Origin of the sequence: Geobacillus sp. FSL K6-3411, from assembly GCF_037965715.1 — a bacterium.
In the GTDB taxonomy this organism is placed as follows: domain Bacteria; phylum Bacillota; class Bacilli; order Bacillales; family Anoxybacillaceae; genus Geobacillus; species Geobacillus thermodenitrificans.
Genome location: NZ_CP150187.1, coordinates 2,044,537 through 2,063,037, shown reverse-complemented (window position 1 = coordinate 2,063,037; position 18,501 = coordinate 2,044,537). Strand labels below are relative to the sequence as shown.

Annotated in this window: 15 protein-coding genes; all 15 read left to right on the top strand. The window is 50.0% G+C overall.

The window, feature by feature from the left end; all coding sequences use genetic code 11:
- The first annotated feature begins 196 nt into the window (after positions 1-196).
- The 15 genes from NSQ22_RS10400 (at position 197) to NSQ22_RS10330 (ending at position 18,492) form a co-directional block, all read left to right on the top strand.
- Positions 197-1,384: an iron-containing alcohol dehydrogenase gene (locus NSQ22_RS10400; protein ID WP_339263404.1), complete on the top strand. Its 1,188-nt coding sequence runs from the start codon at positions 197-199 to the stop codon at positions 1,382-1,384.
- Between the two features lie 30 nt (positions 1,385-1,414).
- Positions 1,415-2,746 (top strand): SLC13 family permease, encoded by a 1,332-nt coding sequence (locus NSQ22_RS10395; RefSeq protein ID WP_060475923.1) that lies wholly within the window; start codon positions 1,415-1,417, stop codon positions 2,744-2,746.
- Positions 2,747-2,762: 16 nt separating this feature from the next.
- Entirely contained in the window at positions 2,763-4,223 is a 1,461-nt protein-coding gene (locus NSQ22_RS10390) for a CoA-acylating methylmalonate-semialdehyde dehydrogenase (RefSeq protein WP_008879983.1), read from the top strand.
- Positions 4,224-4,652: 429 nt separating this feature from the next.
- On the top strand, positions 4,653-4,811 hold the full coding sequence (locus NSQ22_RS10385) for a hypothetical protein (RefSeq protein ID WP_157663119.1): 159 nt from the start codon (positions 4,653-4,655) through the stop codon (positions 4,809-4,811).
- A gap of 209 nt (positions 4,812-5,020) precedes the next feature.
- Positions 5,021-6,472, top strand: coding sequence for a PTS mannitol transporter subunit IICB (locus NSQ22_RS10380; RefSeq protein ID WP_008879985.1), 1,452 nt, complete (start codon positions 5,021-5,023; stop codon positions 6,470-6,472).
- Positions 6,473-6,765: 293 nt separating this feature from the next.
- Positions 6,766-8,856, top strand: a complete 2,091-nt coding sequence (locus NSQ22_RS10375) for a BglG family transcription antiterminator (protein WP_339263402.1) — start codon at positions 6,766-6,768, stop codon at positions 8,854-8,856.
- Positions 8,857-8,861: 5 nt separating this feature from the next.
- Positions 8,862-9,305 (top strand): PTS sugar transporter subunit IIA, encoded by a 444-nt coding sequence (locus NSQ22_RS10370; protein ID WP_008879987.1) that lies wholly within the window; start codon positions 8,862-8,864, stop codon positions 9,303-9,305.
- Complete coding sequence (locus NSQ22_RS10365) at positions 9,305-10,462, top strand: mannitol-1-phosphate 5-dehydrogenase (protein ID WP_339263401.1); 1,158 nt, start codon at positions 9,305-9,307, stop codon at positions 10,460-10,462. Before NSQ22_RS10370 ends, NSQ22_RS10365 begins: the two co-directional genes overlap by 1 nt.
- A gap of 393 nt (positions 10,463-10,855) precedes the next feature.
- Positions 10,856-11,884 carry a tripartite tricarboxylate transporter substrate binding protein gene (locus NSQ22_RS10360; RefSeq protein WP_008879989.1) on the top strand — a complete coding sequence of 343 codons (1,029 nt, stop codon included), beginning with the start codon at positions 10,856-10,858 and terminating at the stop codon, positions 11,882-11,884.
- Positions 11,885-11,939: 55 nt separating this feature from the next.
- Positions 11,940-12,395, top strand: a complete 456-nt coding sequence (locus tag NSQ22_RS10355) for a tripartite tricarboxylate transporter TctB family protein (RefSeq protein ID WP_008879990.1) — start codon at positions 11,940-11,942, stop codon at positions 12,393-12,395.
- Between the two features lie 13 nt (positions 12,396-12,408).
- The gene (locus NSQ22_RS10350) at positions 12,409-13,935 is read left to right on the top strand and encodes a tripartite tricarboxylate transporter permease (RefSeq protein WP_008879991.1); all 1,527 of its coding nucleotides are present in this window, start codon (positions 12,409-12,411) and stop codon (positions 13,933-13,935) included.
- A gap of 88 nt (positions 13,936-14,023) precedes the next feature.
- Positions 14,024-15,622, top strand: coding sequence for a sensor histidine kinase (locus NSQ22_RS10345; protein WP_327986747.1), 1,599 nt, complete (start codon positions 14,024-14,026; stop codon positions 15,620-15,622).
- Between the two features lie 18 nt (positions 15,623-15,640).
- Complete coding sequence (locus NSQ22_RS10340; RefSeq protein ID WP_011887552.1) at positions 15,641-16,327, top strand: response regulator; 687 nt, start codon at positions 15,641-15,643, stop codon at positions 16,325-16,327.
- A 63-nt stretch (positions 16,328-16,390) separates the two neighbouring features.
- Positions 16,391-17,317 carry an AEC family transporter gene (locus NSQ22_RS10335; protein ID WP_008879996.1) on the top strand — a complete coding sequence of 309 codons (927 nt, stop codon included), beginning with the start codon at positions 16,391-16,393 and terminating at the stop codon, positions 17,315-17,317.
- 170 nt (positions 17,318-17,487) lie between these two features.
- Positions 17,488-18,492 carry a LacI family DNA-binding transcriptional regulator gene (locus NSQ22_RS10330; protein WP_011887551.1) on the top strand — a complete coding sequence of 335 codons (1,005 nt, stop codon included), beginning with the start codon at positions 17,488-17,490 and terminating at the stop codon, positions 18,490-18,492.
- The last annotated feature ends 9 nt before the right edge of the window (positions 18,493-18,501 follow it).

The following is an 18,501-nucleotide window of genomic DNA, read 5'->3' as shown; positions in this document are numbered from 1 at the left end:
GCGCCGTTGTTTTTTGTGGCGAGAGTGAAGGAATGTCGGAAAAGTGTCGGGTAGTGTAGGGAGATTGTTGGGAAGTTGTAGGGAGATGTTCTTTTAAGAAGATGAAAAATTCTTAATTGTGGCTCTACTATAGCTTGGCACGAAGTTTGCATACAGAATGTGTTGAAAGCGTTGTCAAATTAAAGGAGGGGAAATCATGTACGAGTTATTAGTGCCGAATCGGGTCATTTATGGGCGCGATACGTTTCGCGAAGTCGGTCGTCAAGCGAAAACACTTGGAACGAAAGCGCTCATTGTCAGTGACCCGGTGATGGAGAACATCGGTCTTGTCGCACGCTGTGAGCAATATTTGCGGGAAGCGGGGCTGCCGTTGGCCACGTACACAAGGGTCGACACGGAACCGACGGATGTTCATGTGAAAGAAGCGCTTGATGTCTGCCGGAGCGAACAATGCGATGTCATCGTTGCCATCGGCGGCGGCAGCAGCATTGATGCCGCCAAGGCGGTGGCAGTGATGATGACGAATGAGGGAACGATCAGTGACTACGTTGGCAACGCCAAGATGTTCACGAAAAAACCAGTGCCGCTCATTGCTATTCCGACGACGGCCGGTACCGGTTCAGAAGTGACGAAAGTGACAGTTATTATTGATACGAAAACGGATGTCAAAATGATGATTTCCCAGCCGGCGCTCCTTCCGGCGGTGGCCATCGTTGACCCGCTTCTTACCGTTTCCTGTCCGCCTTCTGTGACCGCAGCGACTGGTGTCGATGCGCTCTGCCACTCGATCGAGGCATATATTTCCCGTCGCGCTCACCCGGTGACCGATGTGTTGGCGCTATCCGCCATTGAAGCGATCATCGGCCATTTGCGCCGGGCGTATGAAAACGGACAAGACATTGAAGCGCGAGAGAAAATGGCGATCGCCGCCATGAAGGCTGGCATGGCGTTTTCCAACGCCTCAGTGACGCTTGTACACGGCATGTCGCGGCCGATCGGCGCGCTCTTCCACGTGCCGCACGGCGTGTCCAATGCGATGCTTTTGCCGGGAGTACTCGAATTTACGAAAGAGAGCGCCACAGAACGGTTGGCGGTAATTGCCCGGCTCATTAATCCACAACTTAAAGACGTTTCCGACGCCGAAGCAGCCGATGCGCTCGTTGAGGAAGTGAAGCAGCTTTGCCGGGATTTGCACATCCCGAATATGAAAACATGGGGCATTGACAAAACGGCGTTTGACAAAGCGGTCGATAAAATGGCGGCCGACGCGCTTGCGAGCGGCAGCCCTAGCAACAACCCGAGAGTGCCGACTCATGAGGAAATTGTCGCGCTGTATCATATTTGTTACGACTATCGGTATGATACGAACACGGTCAGTCATTAATGAAGAGACGGTCAAACGAGGGGGAAGAGGATGTTGGGGATGATTGGTTTATTGGCCTCATTAGGGTTGTTGATCTTTTTGACAATGAGGGGGATCAATATCATTATTGCCGCGCTGATCAGTTCGATTCTTGTCGCGCTGACAGGCGGCTTAAACTTAGAAAAAGCTTTGATGGAAAGCTACATGACGGGCTTTACCGGCTATTTCGCCAGTTGGTTCCTTATCTTCTTGGCCGGGGCCATTTTTGGCAAGGTGATGGAAGACACCGGATCTGCCGACTCCATTGCTCATTGGGTCAAAGAGAAGTTTGGCGCTAAACATGCTGTATTGGCGGTCGTTGCTGCCTGCGCCATTATGACATACGGCGGCGTTAGCCTGTTTGTTGTCGGCTTTTCCGTTTACCCGATCGCTGTGTCACTGTTCCGGCAGTCGAATACGCCGCATCGTTTTATTCCGGCCGCCATGGTATTCGGTTCGGTTTCGTTCACAATGACCTCTCCGTATTCGCCGGAGATTCAAAACATCATTCCGACGCAATTTTTCCATACAACGCCGGGAGCTGGGGGATGGGTAGGCCTTTTTGTCGGTGCAACGATTGCCGTGACTGGTTCGCTCTATTTAACGCGTGTTGTCCAAAAAGCGAAACAAAACGGTGAAACATTTTCTTTACCATATCGGACTGATGACATTTCCGGCGAAGTGAGTGAAGTTGCCGCTTCGATCGAGCAAGGTGCCGGCCGTCCGCTGCCGAACATTGTGTGCGCGATGCTTCCGTTAGTGGTGGTGATCGTTTCATTAAACATTTTGGCAAAATTCATTTCTTCGACTTCAGCAGGGGTCGCGTCACTTATCCTTGGTATTGTGCTTTGTTGGGTGTTAAACGCGAAATTCGTTCGCAAATTTTGGGAGTCCATGGCGTCCGGCACTCAAGATGCGTTAGTTGCTGCCGCTAATACGTGCGCCGTCGTCGGCTTCGGGGAGGTCGCGAAAAATGTGCCAGCCTTTCAAAAAGCGGTTGACGTCCTCGTGAACATTCCCGGACCGGAACTGCTCGGATTGGGGTTGGCTGTCACGATTATTTGTGGCATGACCGGGTCGGCTTCTGGCGGTCTCGGTATTGCCTTGCCAATCTTAGCGCCGATCTATATGGCGAAAGGGCTTGACCCCGGTGCCATGCATCGGGTGGCGGCGCTTGCTTCCGGAGGGCTTGATTCGCTGCCGCATAACGGGTATATTGTGACGACAATTCGCGCCGTCTGTCATGAAACACATGAGCGGACGTATAAACCGATATTCGTTCTTTCGGTTGTCATTCCGCTCGCCGGTATGTTCTTGGCTATTCTCTTATACTCTATTTTCTAGAAAGGTGGTTTTATTGATGAGCTCTGTAACCGAAACAAAGACGTTGAAAAACTTTATTGGTGGTCAATGGGTCGCTTCGACATCTGGAAAAGAAGAAATTGTGCCGAATCCGGCGACAGGAGAAGTGCTGGCGAAAGTGCCGATCTCTTCGCGCGAGGAACTTGATGCGGCGGTCGCGGCCGCCAAAGAGGCGTTCCGTGAATGGCGCAAAGTGCCGGTCCCGCGCCGTGCCCGCATTTTGTTCCGCTACCAGCAGCTGCTTGTCGAGCATTGGGAAGAACTTGCCCGTCTCGTGACACTGGAAAACGGCAAAGTATACGAGGATGCGTACGGTGAAGTGCAGCGCGGCATTGAATGTGTCGAGTTTGCGGCTGGGATTCCGACGCTCATGATGGGCCAGCAGTTGCCCGACATCGCGACCGGCATCGAATCGGGCATGTACCGCTATCCGCTTGGTGTCGTCGCCGGCATTACGCCGTTTAACTTCCCGATGATGGTGCCGTGCTGGATGTTCCCACTTGCCATCGCTTGCGGCAACACGTTTGTGTTGAAACCGTCTGAACGGACACCGCTACTTGCCAATCGCCTGGCTGAGCTGTTCACCGAAGCCGGTTTGCCTGCAGGGGTGCTGAATATTGTCCATGGGGCGCACGAGGTCGTGAACGGCATTTTAGAACATAAAGACATTAAAGCCGTCTCGTTTGTCGGCTCACAACCGGTCGCAGAGTATGTATACAAAACAGCTGCCGCCTATGGCAAGCGGGTGCAGGCGCTTGCCGGCGCGAAAAACCATTCGATCGTCATGCCTGATGCCGACCTCGATATGGCGGTAACGAACATCATCAACGCCGCTTTTGGTTCAGCGGGTGAGCGGTGCATGGCGTGCTCGGTCGTTGTTGCCGTCGGCGATATCGCTGACGAGTTGGTGGAGCGGCTCAAAAAGGCTGCCGATCGTATTCAAATTGGCAACGGGCTTGACCAAGGCGTCTTCTTAGGCCCGGTTATCCGTGAGTCGCATAAAGAACGAACGATCAAATACATTGAAATCGGTGAAAGAGAAGGAGCGCTGCTCGTCCGCGATGGCCGCCGCGACGCTGCGACAAGCGGGAAAGGGTATTTTGTCGGCCCGACGATTTTCGACCATGTCAAGCCGGGTATGACGATTTGGACCGATGAAATTTTCGCCCCGGTTTTGTCGGTTGTCCGCGCCCGCGATTTGGATGAAGCGATTGAAATCGCCAACCGGTCGGAATTCGCCAACGGCGCCTGCATTTACACGGATAGTGCCAAAGCGATCCGCCAGTTCCGCGAAGAAATCGACGCCGGCATGCTTGGTGTCAACGTCGCCGTCCCGGCACCGATGGCGTTTTTCCCGTTCTCCGGCTACAAAAACTCGTTTTACGGCGACCTCCACGCCAATGGCCGCGACGGCGTTGAATTTTACACGAGAAAGAAAATGGTGACGGCGAGACATTAATGGTAAAGGGGGGGTCTCAAAAGCAAAGAGACACCCCCTTTCACTGCTAAGCATCTAATGGATTCGTTATTCTATATTGGGTCTTTCACTGAGGACAGACGACTTTTTGTTAGGGTTGCTTCTTTGAAGTTGTTTTTCCATTTTGTGGTGTAGAGAATATCGAGCAAGTCAAGGTTGACAACAACATGTTCCCAATCACTTGAGAGTTTTCAACCGCCTCCAACACTTATCCCATCGCGCTTTGTTGGGTAGATCCGACGAGTTTGGTGAACAAAGGTTCACAACGAAATGGTTCATGAGCACTCCCCGCGCCGTTATGGAAAAGCAGAGCTCAAAAGATGGGGCGATGAGGAAGCTTGCTATATTGTGTAAAAGATCGTGATCTTGCCCAAAGTTTATTACGGAAAACTACACACAGGAGAGATCAAGATGATGATTGGAGAAAAAGCGTTTGATACCGAGTGGTCATTGATGAGCAGGTGGCTAGAATGTTATCTAAATGATTTTCCTTACGGCCAAGCGGCACAATTAGGTTTTGATTCCCAGGAAAATAATAGGAGTGAAGTCGCTGTTAGGCACTTTGCTTAAAAATGGATTTTTTCGCTAAGCATCTTTGCTAGGAGGTTTTGTAGTTAGTCGAAGAAGCGCTGTCGTCTCGCCTACTAAGCTAGGTGTTTTTCTTTTTTAAAACATGTCAATAGTCCTCTTGACAAAATCACATTTACTTATCATTGAAGGTCGGTTGTAAGCGTTTGTAATATAGAAGTACAGTCAAGCAAAAAAGGAGGAACATCTTCATGACGCATACAACCGGAAATGAAACAGGCTTCCGTGTGAAGATTCAACGGTTTGGCAGTTATTTGAGCGGCATGATTATGCCGAATATCGGAGCCTTTATCGCTTGGGGGTTAATTACGGCGTTATTTATCCCGACTGGCTGGTGGCCAAATGAGACGTTTGCCAAGCTCGTCGGGCCAATGATTACGTATTTGCTGCCACTATTAATTGGATATACAGGCGGCAAAATGATTTATGACGTCCGCGGTGGCGTCGTCGGGGCAACGGCGACGATGGGGGTGATCGTCGGCTCGGAAATTCCGATGTTTTTAGGTGCAATGATCATGGGTCCGCTTGGCGGCTATGTGATGAAAAAAGTGGACGCCCTCTTCCAAGGAAAAGTGAAGCAAGGGTTTGAGATGCTTGTTAACAACTTCTCGGCCGGGATTATCGGCGCTCTGTTGACGTTGCTCGCCTTTAAAGGAATCGGTCCGGTCGTCACCGCCATCAGCAAAACATTAGCCTCTGGAGTAGAAAAAATTATCGATTGGCACTTGTTGCCGCTGGCGAGTATTTTCATTGAGCCAGGGAAAGTGCTGTTCTTGAATAACGCGATCAACCATGGGATTTTAAGCCCACTTGGCGTCGAGCAAGCGGCGCAAACCGGAAAATCGATTTTATTCTTGTTGGAAACCAACCCTGGTCCAGGACTCGGTATTTTGCTGGCGTACTGCCTGTTTGGCAAAGGAATGGCAAAACAATCGGCACCGGGGGCGGCTATTATCCACTTTCTAGGCGGGATTCATGAAATTTACTTCCCGTACATTCTTATGCGCCCGATCTTAATGTTAGCGGTAATTGCCGGCGGAGTGAGCGGAGTGTTCACGTTTACGGTTCTCCACGCCGGACTGGTAGCCGTGCCGTCGCCAGGAAGCATTTTTGCCCTGCTGGCGATGACACCGAAAGGGAATTACTTCAGTGTGCTTGCTGGCGTGTTTGTCGCCACAGCGGTGTCATTCCTCGTAGCTTCGATTTGCTTAAAAACAGCAAAACAAAACGAAGAGGAAGAAGATTTGACGAAAGCAGCGGAAAAAATGGAACAGCTGAAAGGGAAAAAGAGCCAAGTAGCTGCAACTCTGCAACAAAAAGATGAAGCTGCTTCGGCAGGCGTCGCTTCAGCGGTTCCTGACCGTGTGAAAAAAATTGTGTTCGCGTGTGACGCAGGAATGGGATCGAGTGCGATGGGAGCATCGATTTTGCGAAACAAAGTGCAAAAGGCTGGACTCAGTATCGAAGTAACGAACACCGCGATCAACCAACTGCCGGCAGACGCCGATATTGTTATCACCCATCAAAATTTAACCGACCGGGCGAAAGCAAAATTGCCAAACGCTTACCACGTATCGGTCGAAAACTTCTTGAACAGTCCGAAATACGATGAGTTGATCGAACAGTTAAAACAAAACGCATAACATAGCAGTAGACGCAGGGGAATCATGGCACCTCTGCGTCTTTATTTACACCTTGCGCGAACGGCATTCCTTTGTCTCGGCCTGCACGCATCAGCTTGACTGGCAGACATCTTTTCAAACGACGAAAACGGCCGAGGTATGCGAAATTAAAAACTGTCAACAATAACAATGACGAAAATAAAACATCTAATCATTGTAAAATCGGAAAAAAAGCCCTTACAATAAGAAGGAGAAGAGAATCAAACATTTTAAAAATGTCAACAGTAACGCCCCAAGATAGGAGGTGAACGGCGATGTACGTATCGGCGCGGGAGCGAAAGCTGCTTGAGCGTTTGTTAGTAGGAGGGCGAGAGATAACAGTCGGCGAGCTGGCCGAAGAGCTGAATGTCAGCACCCGCACGATCCACCGCGATTTGCAAGGCCTCGAATCCGTTTTGCGGCACTACGGACTTGAGCTGGTGAAAAAAGCAGGGGTCGGCATTCGTCTCGTTGGGGAAGAGAAACAAAAGCAGGCGCTGGCTGCCGAGCTGCTTCATCTTTCTCACCGTGAATATACGCCGGAAGAACGGCAGTTGATGATTTTAATCGCCTTGTTAGAAGCCGGTGAGCCAGTGAAACTCGTCTCACTGGCGAACGACTTGAACGTCACGGTTGCCACTGTCAGTTTGGATTTGGACAAATTGGAACAAACGCTCAAAGCGTACGGGCTTTCGCTCATTCGCAAGCGCGGGTACGGGGTGGAGCTTGCCGGTTCCGAATCAGCGAAACGGCGTCTCATTAGCGAACTGCTATTCCGCCATGTCAATGAACACGAGTTTTTGGAGCTGATGAAAGAGACGATTCAGAAGCGGTCAGATGATCCGCTTGATACGGTGGCGGAAAAGCTGCTCGGGCTTGTGGATCGAAAAAAGCTTGCCATCATTGAGAAACAAATCGAGCAAGTAAAAGAAAAGCTCCCATTTACGATGGCGGACAGTTCGTACATCGCCTTCGTCGTCCATTTGGCGCTCGCCATCGAGCGCATCAAGCGGGGGGAAGCGATTCATTTCGACCCGCACGATTTGCGGACGCTCCAGGCAGCGAAAGAATTTGCGATCGCCGAAATGCTCGCTGAATCGTTGGAAAGAGCTTTTGGCATTAACATTCCAAAAGAAGAAATCGGCTATATGACGATGCATTTAATGGGAGCGAAATGGCGCAGCCGTCAAGGAATGATGATGGAGGAGCCGAGTTTGGTTGTCGGCATGAAAGCGCAACAGCTCATTCGTTTCGTCAGCCGTGAGCTTGGAGTCGATCTGTCCACCGACCGCACGCTATACGAAGATCTCGTCGTTCACTTAAAACCGGCGTTGTACCGTTTAGAGCACGGGATGGGGGTCGCCAATCCGCTCCTGGATCAAATTAGGAAAGACTATCCGGAGCTGTTTGCGGTTGTCGCCAATGGAACGAAGCAGCTGTTTGGCTACATTCCGGTGCCGGAGGAGGAGATCGGTTACTTGGTGCTCCATTTTGCGGCTGCGCTCATGCGGGAGAAAAAAGGTTGGCGGGCGCTCGTTATTTGTTCGAGCGGGCTCGGAACGGCGAAAATTTTAGCGACAAGGCTGAAAAGAGCGATTCCGGATATCACTGTCATGGAGCAGGCGTCTGTCTTTGAATTGAAAAAGAAAGATTTGCGGGCGTACGACCTCGTCATTTCGACCGTGCCGCTTCCGGAAGAGTACGGGCCGCATGTCATCGTCAGTCCAATGCTCACCGAAGAGGAAGCGCGGGCGATCCGCCAGCGGTTGGAACGGAAAACAGCTGTGGAAAAGCGGAGGGAAAACGAGTCCATTGCACGTCGAAATCGGTCGATGCTCGCCACGATGAAAGCCGTTCGACGCATCAGTGAGACGATCATCCATCTTTTGGACGGTTTTCTCCTTGAGATGGTCACTTGTCGTTCGATCCATGAATTATTGATGAACGCGTGCCGTCGCCTCGAGCGAAACGGGGTTCTTGTCGATGCCAAAGTCGTCATCGAGGAGCTGGAGCGCCGCGAGTCGCTAGGCGGGCTCGGCGTTCCCGGCACGAAGCTGGCGCTTTACCACGCCCGCAGTTTCTCTGTCCTTCGTCCATCGCTGACGATGTACCGGCTTGATGAACCACAAACGGTGGCAGGCATGGACGGGGAGCCGATGGAAGTAAACACGGTTGTACTGCTTCTTGGCCCTGCCGATGCGGATGAAGAGATGCTTTCCGTATTGAGCCAAGTGAGCACTTTGCTCGTCAAGGACGAACAAAGCACGGCCACGTTGGTTCGTGGCGGCGAAAACGAGGTATATTCGCTCGTTAGCAGCCATTTAGAACAATTTTTCGATCATTATTGGACAACAATGAAGGAGTGAAGGTCATGTTGGCTTATTCAATTTTAAAGAAAGAAAACATTGTGCTAAATGCTCAACCAAAAACGAAAGAAGAAGCCATTCGCCTAGCTGGCGAAGTGCTCGTCAAGCAAGGGTATGTGGATCCATCGTATATTGATGCAATGCTTGAGCGCGAACAGTTGACGACTACGTATATCGGCAACAATGTCGCTATCCCGCACGGAACGGAAGAAGCGAAATCGCTCGTTAAGCAGTCCGGCATTTCGATCGTGCAAGTTCCAGGAGGCGTCGACTTTGGCGGGGGCAACCAAGCAACGATTGTCATCGGCATCGCCGGAAAAGACGGAGAACATTTAGACATTCTTTCGAAACTCGCGCTCGTCTGCGCGGAAGCGGACAATGTTGCGGCTATGGCGAACGCCAAAACAGCGGAGGAAATTCTTACGCTGCTTAATGAGGTGAACGGCTGATGAGGGCCGTTCACTTCGGCGCAGGCAATATTGGCCGCGGTTTTATCGGCAGCCTGCTTGCAGCGTCGGGATATGATGTCGTGTTTGTCGATGTCAACGAACAAATTGTCCGCCTGCTGAAGGAGCGGGGAGAGTATCGCGTTATTATTGCCGGCGAGCGGCAGGAAGAACAATGGGTGCGCGGTGTTTCCGCACTCAACAGTCAAACCGAACAGGATGATGTCATTGAGGCGATCGCGTCCGCTGATTTGGTGACGACTGCCGTCGGCCCGCACATTTTGCCGGTCATTGCGCCCGTCATCGCCGCCGGATTGGAGCGACGATTCACGGTTCATCAGAAGCCGCTTCACGTCATTGCATGCGAAAATATGATCGGCGGCACGGAAACGCTGAAACAGCATGTCGTTACCCATCTTTCCGAAGCCGGACGGCAGCTGGTGGAAGAATGTGTCGGGTTCCTTAACTGCGCGGTCGACCGCATTGTGCCGAATCAGACGTATGACGATCCACTCGCCGTCACGGTTGAGCCGTTTTTCGAATGGGCGATTGAGACGAAAAACACTATCGGCGCCGTTCCCCCGATTCAAGGGGCACATTTTGTCGCTGACCTAGGACCGTATATCGAGCGCAAATTGTTTACAGTTAATACCGGCCATGCGTTGGCTGCCTATTTAGGTTATCAAAAACAATACCGAACGGTTCAGGAAGCGATGAAGGATAGCGGCATCCGGGAGAGTGTCGAGCAGGCGCTCCGCGAGTCAGGCGCCGTCTTAGTGAAAAAGCACGGCTGGGATGAACAAGAGCACCGTTCGTATATTGAAACGACGATCGGACGTTTCACCAATCCGTCCCTTTCCGATGACATCGTCCGCGTCGCCCGTTCACCAATCCGCAAGCTCGGGCCGAACGATCGGCTTGTCGCACCGGCTGTGCAATATTACACTTTATTCGAACGTGTGCCGTCCGGACTTGTCAAAGGCATTGCTGCGCTGCTGTTGTTTGATGAGACCGGCGATGCCGAAGCAACTGCTCTCCAGCAAACGATCGAACAGAGCGGTGTCGAAGGGGCGCTCGTCCAATATGCCGGGCTTGACAATAGCCATCCGCTCGTCGTGGCGGTGAAGGAAGAATATAAGAAGATGCAAAAAGAGCAATAAAGATAAGGGGTTCGTCTCGTTTTACCGCTAGCCTTCACGGCTGGCGGCATTTTTTTGTGAATATGAACATGCCGATTATCGTCTTTTCCGTTACAATGCTATCGATCAAAACGAATCTTCGTTTTCACTATAGTTTCTGTTTTTATGCAGAATCTTAAGAAAGGCTTCCCCTTCACCAATGTTCCTATTTCTCTTGTTCATTCTGTCATCGAAGCTCCGTGAGATAAAGTAAGACGGGGGGAGTAAGTCCTTACAAATCCTCTTTTTTGAGTTTACGTTGTCATGAACAAAATGAACAAAATTCATTTTATTTTCAAAAACTTCACACTTCATATAGTAGTGTGATAACGTTATCTTTGAAAACGTTATCAAAAGCAAGGGGGGCAAGGGAGGATGAAAAAAACAAGATGGAGGGGTTTACTAGCGGCTGCAATGATGACGCTAGCACTGGCGGCATGTGGAGGAAATGAATCGGCAGGGTCCAAACCGTCCAACTCGTCTGCTACGAATTACCCGACGAAGCCAATTACTATTGTTGCTCCGTCCGGAGCGGGCGGCGGTTGGGATTTAACGGCTCGCGCAATCACGAAAGTGCTCGATGAGTCAGGTCTTGTTAAACAGACGATGATCGTTGAAAACAAACCGGGCGGTGGCGGGGCGGTCTTTATGGCCGAATACGCTACCCAAGAAGCAAAAAACGATTATAAATTATTTGTCAACTCACCACCCATTATTATTAACAATTTGAAAAAAGAAGGAAACAGCCCGTTTGGCTACAAAGACACGACGCCGCTTGCTCAATTGACGAAAGATTTCGGAGCCATTGTAGTTAAGGCCGATTCAAAGTTTCAAACATTGACCCAATTGCTCGACGTGATTAAACAAGATCCGAAATCGGTCACTGTAGCTGGAGGATCAGCACCGGGCTCGATGGATCATTTAGTCGCCATTCTGCCAATCTATAAAGCTGGCATTGATCCGAAATCGATCAAATATGTTTCGTACGATGGTGGTGGCGAGGCGATGGCTGCGTTGCTTGGCGGCAATGCTGATGTGATCGCAACCGATGCGTCTTCGGTCGGTGAGTATTTGAAAGCCGGAAAAGTGCGGGTGTTGGCGGTTTCGGCTCCAGAGCGCCTTGACGGTGTACTCAAAGATGTGCCGACGATGAAAGAGCTTGACATTGATGCGGAATTTACAATTTGGCGTGGGATTTTTGGACCAAAAGACATGTCTCGAGAAGCGAAAGCGTTTTGGGAAGAGACATTGAAAAAGTTGTCTGAGCACGAGAAATGGAAGGAAGAGCTGCAAAAACAAGGTTGGGAAGCAGAGTATCGCAATTCGGATGAGTTTACGAAGTTTTTGCAAGAGCAAGAGCAACAAGTCGGGGACCTTCTGAAGTCGCTTGGCATGTACAAGTAAACAAAGGGGGAAGAAGATCCTTCCCCTTTTTCGCAAAAAAGCCGGAGGTGAAGGGATGAATAAAACAGCTGACCGGATCGCGGCCGTGGCATTCTTAGCGATTGGCGCCTTGTTTATGGTGGAAAGCTTGCGCCTATCGAAAAGCGCTTATGGTAGTGTGGTGGGACCGAACGTGTTTCCATTTTTGCTTGGACTCATTCTTGTGTTATTAAGTGTCAAACTGTTGTTTGAAACACGGCGCTATGCGGAGGCGGCAGATAAGAAACCGCCACGACAATATAAAAAGTTTCTCATCATTTTGGTCGCCGCCATCTTGTACGCAGCTTTGATGGAAACCATTGGTTACGTGATTATGACTTTTCTTTTCCTCGTGGTCGGATTTCAAACGATGGCGAAAGGAACATTATGGAAGTCGGTTGTTGTTGCGGCTGGTTTTTCGCTAGGTGTCTACGGCCTTTATGTCAAACTGTTGCAAGGAACATTGCCAAGTTGGCCGGTGTGGTTCCAATGAAAGGAGGGGCAGCATGAGCACGCTATCGTTTTTACTCGATGGATTTCAGACGGCGTTGCAGCCGCATAACTTGCTGTTTGCTTTTATTGGAGTGCTGATCGGCACGACGGTCGGTGTGCTGCCTGGGATCGGTCCAATAAGCGGGGTGGCGCTGCTCATTCCTGTAACAGCGTCGATGACGTCTGGTCTTAGCCCGGAACAGGCGGCAGCAAGTTCAATCATTTTGCTGGCCGGTGTGTATTACGGCGCGATGTATGGTGGCTCGACGACATCGATTTTGCTTAATACACCCGGGGAGTCTTCGTCGGTCGTTACGACGCTTGATGGCTATCAGATGGCCCGCCAAGGAAGAGCGGGGGTGGCGCTCGCCATTGCCGCGATCGGCTCTTTTGTCGCCGGAATCGTTGCGCTAATCGGCCTTGTATTATTAGCTGAGCCGTTATCGAATGTTGCGTTGAAGTTTGGTCCGGCGGAATATTTTTCGCTGATGATGCTTGGGTTGGCGGCGGTGAGCGGGCTGGCCGGCAAATCGATGACAAAAGCGTGGATCATGACCGTGTGTGGTTTGTTGCTTTCTACGATTGGACTTGACAACGTTTCCGGCGTGGCACGTTTTACGTATGACATTTCCTATTTATATGGAGGCTTGGAGTTTTTAACAGTAGCAGTTGGTCTATTTGCATTAGGAGAGGTGTTCAAGTCCATTCTCCATAATGAGAAGAACGACGGGGAAATTGCCAAAATCGGGCGTATCTTGCCGACCAAATCGGACTTGAGAGAAAGTGCGGGACCGATCGCTCGCGGGTCGCTGCTTGGGTTTTTCACCGGTGTGCTGCCAGGAGCCGGAGCAACACTAGCTTCCTTTTTCTCCTACATTCTTGAAAAGAAAGTGAGTAAACATCCAGAGAATTTTGGTAAAGGAGCAATCGCAGGAGTGGCGGCTCCGGAGTCAGCGAACAATGGTGCATCCGGGGGGGCAATGATTCCGCTTTTGACGCTCGGTATCCCAGGATCGGGGACGACAGCGATTCTCATGGGCGCGCTTATTATGTACAACGTCCAACCCGGCCCGCTTTTGTTTGACGAGCATCCTGAAGTGGCCTGGGGGTTGATTGCCAGTATGTTTATCGGCAATGTAATGTTGTTAATCCTCAACATGCCGCTCGTCAAAGTGTTCGCGAAAATTATCCAGACGCCGACGAAATATTTGCTGCCGCTGATTATTGCCATTTCCGTGTTCGGCGTGTATGCGGTGCAAGTGACGACGTTTGATGTGTTCCTGCTGCTGGCGTTTGGTCTGCTTGGCTATTGGCTCGCTCAACATGACTATCCGCTCGCGCCGCTCGTTTTAGGACTAGTGCTCGGGCCGATGATCGAAAACAATATGCGCCGGGCCTTGACAGCATCGAACGGGGATTACCTCGTTTTCGTTGAAAAGCCGATTTCTCTTGTTTTATTGATCATTGCCTTTTTGTGGATCGCTGTGCCAATGGTCATGAAACTACGAGGAAAATCGATCATCGTCAACGAAGATATGTAATAGAAGATATGTAATAATTAAGGAAGAAAGACGTTTCGCCTAACACGCGGACGGTCTTTCTTTATTTTCTATTTTGAGAGGAAGGACTATGAAGCTTCAGACAAGGTTAATGGTCATTATTTGTTCCCTGCTATTATTTGTGATCATTTTTCTGACTTTTTTGTTTCAACATATGTTTGCTGCTACACTGAAAGAGCAAATCGGAATGCGGGCGCTGAATGTAGCGGAGACGGTCGCTTCGACTCCGCTTGTGCGCGAGGCATTTCGTGACTCAAATCCGTCCGTGCGTTTGCAGCCGTTTGCAGAGCGCATTCGCCAAAAGACAGGGGCGGAATACGTAGTGATCGGCAACCGACAAGGCATTCGTTATGCCCATCCGCTGACGGAACGAATTGGGAAGTCAATGATTGGGGGAGATAACAAGGAGGTACTGAAAGGCAAATCCATTATTTCTGAGGCGGTCGGTTCACTCGGTCCAGCCATCCGCGGGAAGGCGCCGATTTTTGATGAGAACGGAAGCGTGATCGGCATTGTTTCGGTCGGGTTTTTGTTAGAAGATATTCAGCGCACCGTGTGGTCGTATAGCATGAAGATTTTCTTTTTTTCCGTTCTTGCACTTTTGTTTGGGGCAGTTGGTGCGGTGGCGATTGCTAAGGCAGTGAAAAAATCGATTCACGGCCTTGAACCGGAAGAAATCGGCTTGTTGTACCAAGAAAAACAGGCAATTTTAGAGGCGATTCGTGAAGGAATCGTCGCCATCAATCAAGAAGGGACAATTACGATGGTCAATCAAACTGCTTTGAAGTTGCTGGGCTATGACAATGAGCGTAACGTATTAGGAACGCCTATCTTGCAACTGATTCCCCATTCCCGGCTGCCTGAAGTAATTCGAACGGGACAAGCGGAATATGATGATGAGATGGTTTTAGGAGGAGAGACCGTCATTGCGAACAGGATTCCGATCAAAAACAAGCAAGGACGGGTGATCGGAGCGGTATCGACGTTTCGCAACAAGTCGGAGTTGTACCGCCTGACGAAAGAGCTGTCACAGCTGCGAACCTATGCCGATGCATTACGCGCGCAAACGCATGAGTTTTCCAACAAACTGTATTTAATCTCAGGCCTGATTCAGCTTGAATCATACGAAGAGGCGCTAGAACTCATCACAAAGGAAACAGACTTGCAGCAAAACATCGTTCGATTTGTCATGAAAGAAATCCCTGACCCTATCATTGGTGGACTGCTGCTTGGCAAATTCAACCGTGCCAATGAGTTAAAAATAGCATTTGAAATTGATCGGGAAAGCAGTTTTCGAGATGTACCTCCATGGATGGATCGCGATCATTTGGTGACGATTATCGGCAACTTGTTGGATAACGCGATGGAAGCGGTTCTTCACAACGGAAAAGAAGAGAAGCGAGTGACCGTTTTTTTGACCGACCTCGGCAATGACTTGATTATTGAAGTCGAAGATAACGGATTAGGCATCGATCCGGCTGTGGCAGAACGAATATACGACCGCGGTTTTTCGACCAAAGCCAGCGGACTCCGTGGGTATGGACTTGATCTTGTCAAGAAGGCGCTGGAAATGCTTGACGGGCAAATCACTTATCAATCGAAACAAGGGGAGGGAACGGTGTTTACCGTCATTATTCCGAAGCAGCTGGCCGACGCCAATCACCATTGAGAGGGGGATAGAGAGTCGATGATTCGCGTGCTGATTATCGAAGACGACCATCGTATTGCCGAGATTAACCGACGCTTTGTGGAAAAAGTAGAAGGGTATGAAGTTGTTGGCATTGCCACGAACGCCGAAGAGGCAAGGGAACTGACCGAAGTGTTGCGGCCGGACGTATTGTTGCTTGACGTCTATTTTCCAGATATGAACGGTATCTCTTTCTTGAAATGGGTTCGTCAACGTTTTTCTAATATTGATATTATCATGATCACAGCAGCACGGGAAATTGATACGTTGAAACAGGCGCTGCATGGCGGAGTATTTGATTATATCATCAAACCGATTATGTTCAACCGTTTTGCCGAAACATTAAATCGCTATAAAGATTACCATGACAAAATGCAGCAATGGATGAAAGAGAAAGAATGGATCGGCCAAGAAGATGTCGATGAACTGATAGGGAGAGAACTGTCGGCCAAGGAGCAGCCCTCGTTACCAAAGGGCATCCAGCCGTTGACGCTTGAAAAAGTGCTAGTTGTCGTGAAACAATGCCGGGATGGAGTGACGGCCGAAGAAGTCGGACAGCAAATTGGTATGAGCCGAACGACGGCTCGTCGGTATTTAGAGTACCTTGTCTCCACAGGACAAGTGCTGGCCGATATTGCTTATGGATCGGTCGGACGCCCGGAACGGATTTATAGAAAGAGAGGGTAAGCAAGGTTCTCGTTTAGAAAAGCATAGCGGCTTCCATATGCACAAAGAAAGCGGGGGAGAGTGTTGGCCGTTTTTAGTGGCATTTTGCTTCAAGTGATGGTTCCTATGTTGCTCATTGTCGGAGTGGGAGCGCTATTGCACCGTTTGTTTCATTTTGACATGAATACATTGTCCAAACTGAATATGTATGTGCTGTTGCCAGTGGTCGCGTTCATCAACGTGTATGACAGCGAGTTGAACGGGAAAGTGTTGGCGGCTATATTCGGTTTTCTTCTTTTACAAAGCAGCGGGTTGATCGTTTTGAGTATGATGATGGCAAAATTGTTCAAACTCGAACGAAGCAGGGCGGCAGTGTTTCAAAATACGATTGTTCTGAATAACTCTGGCAACTTTGGCATTCCTGTCAGCCAACTTGTGTTTCACCAACAACCACTCGGGGCAGCCATTCAAATTGTCGTGACCATATTTCAAAACTTTCTCACCAATACATATGGCGTTTATCAGTTTGTTTCAGGAAACGGGAAAAAAGGAAAGTGGGTTGCCGAGCTATGGAAAAATCCGGTTCTTCATGCGTTGTTGCTAGGCGTCGTTTGCCGTTGGCTGCATGTCCCGGTTCCATCATTTTTATGGACTCCACTTCAACGCATCGCTGATGCGTTTTTAGCTATTGCCCTCTTTACATTAGGAGCACAAATCGCTTACGCTCGTTTTACCGCTTTGCCGCCACTGTTGTATGCGAGCGTGTTTGGACGCCTGCTCTTTTCGCCGCTATTGGCTGCGGCATTCATCTTTCTGTTAGGGATTGAGGGGGTGACTGCTCAGGCGTTGCTCATCGCCAGTTCCTATCCTTGTTCACGCAACACGGCGCTGTATGCGCTCGAGTATGATTGCCATCCCGACTACGCCGCCCAGGCGGTGCTTCTGTCAACGCTATTAAGCGCCATTACCGTGACCGGTGTTGTATATGTTGCTCGGTTGTTATTTTCATAAGCTTCTTGTGGGTGGCGGTGTGAAAAGAAGTCTGCCACCCCCGCGGGTAGAGAGAATAATAAAATAAAGAAAATAGTTGTAAACCGCTTTCACTTGTTTTATAATAAAGCTAAACCGGTTTATGAAAGCGCTTTTGAACTAAATCGATTTAGTACAAGAGAGGGATTCTGTTGAAAAAAGTAACGATGGCTGATGTCGCGAAACTGGCCAACGTTTCCAAAAGCACGGTCTCGCAATATTTGAATAAACGCTATGAATATATGAGTGAAGAAACAAGAAAGCGCATTGCCCAGGCGATCGAAGAACTCGGCTACCAGCCGAACGTGATCGCCCGCAGTTTGAAGCAAAAGACAACAGCGACGATCGGCGTCATTGTGTTTAATATGCTTCATATGTTGACGACGCAAGTGCTACACGCTATTGAAGAAGAATGCCAAAAGCGTGAGTTTCAAGTGATCGTCTGCAACTCCGGCGATGACCCGGAAAAAGAGAGAAAATATATCGATATGCTGCTCGCGAAACAAGTGGACGGGTTGATCGTCTTTCCGACGGGAAAAAACGAAGACGTTTACCATCGCCTTGTCGCCGAGCGGTTTCCGATCGTCTTTGTCGACCGGATGGTGCCGGGGGTTGAGGCCGATAGTGTGCTGTTGGACAACTTTGGTGCGGCAGAGATGGCGGTTGATTATTTGGCCGCCCATGGTTATGACCGTATCGCTATTGTCACTCCGCCGCTTGTCGCCCACAACGTGCCGCGGATGGAACGGCTTCAAGGGTTTCGGATGGCGATGGAAAAAAGAGGCCTTAAAGTTGATGATAGGAGTGTGATCGCTGCCGAGGCCGCCGAGCTGCCTGGGGAATTGCAAAAGCGGTTCGCTGCCCCTGAACGGCCGAACGCGTTGTTTGCAATTAACGACTTAACATTAATGGGCATTTTACGGTTCGTGAAAGAAACTGGCATTCGCGTGCCGGATGAGTTAGGACTGATTAGCATTGATGATGTGCCATTTGCCGATATTTACACGCCGATGCTGACGACGATCGCCCAGCCGACGTTTGCGATGGGGAAAAAAGCAGCTGAACGCGTGTTCGAGCAAATGGATCAGGAGCGAACGCGCAAACCGCGTGTGTTTCGTTTCTCCCCGACATTGGTGGAACGGACATCGATCAGATGAGAAAGCAGA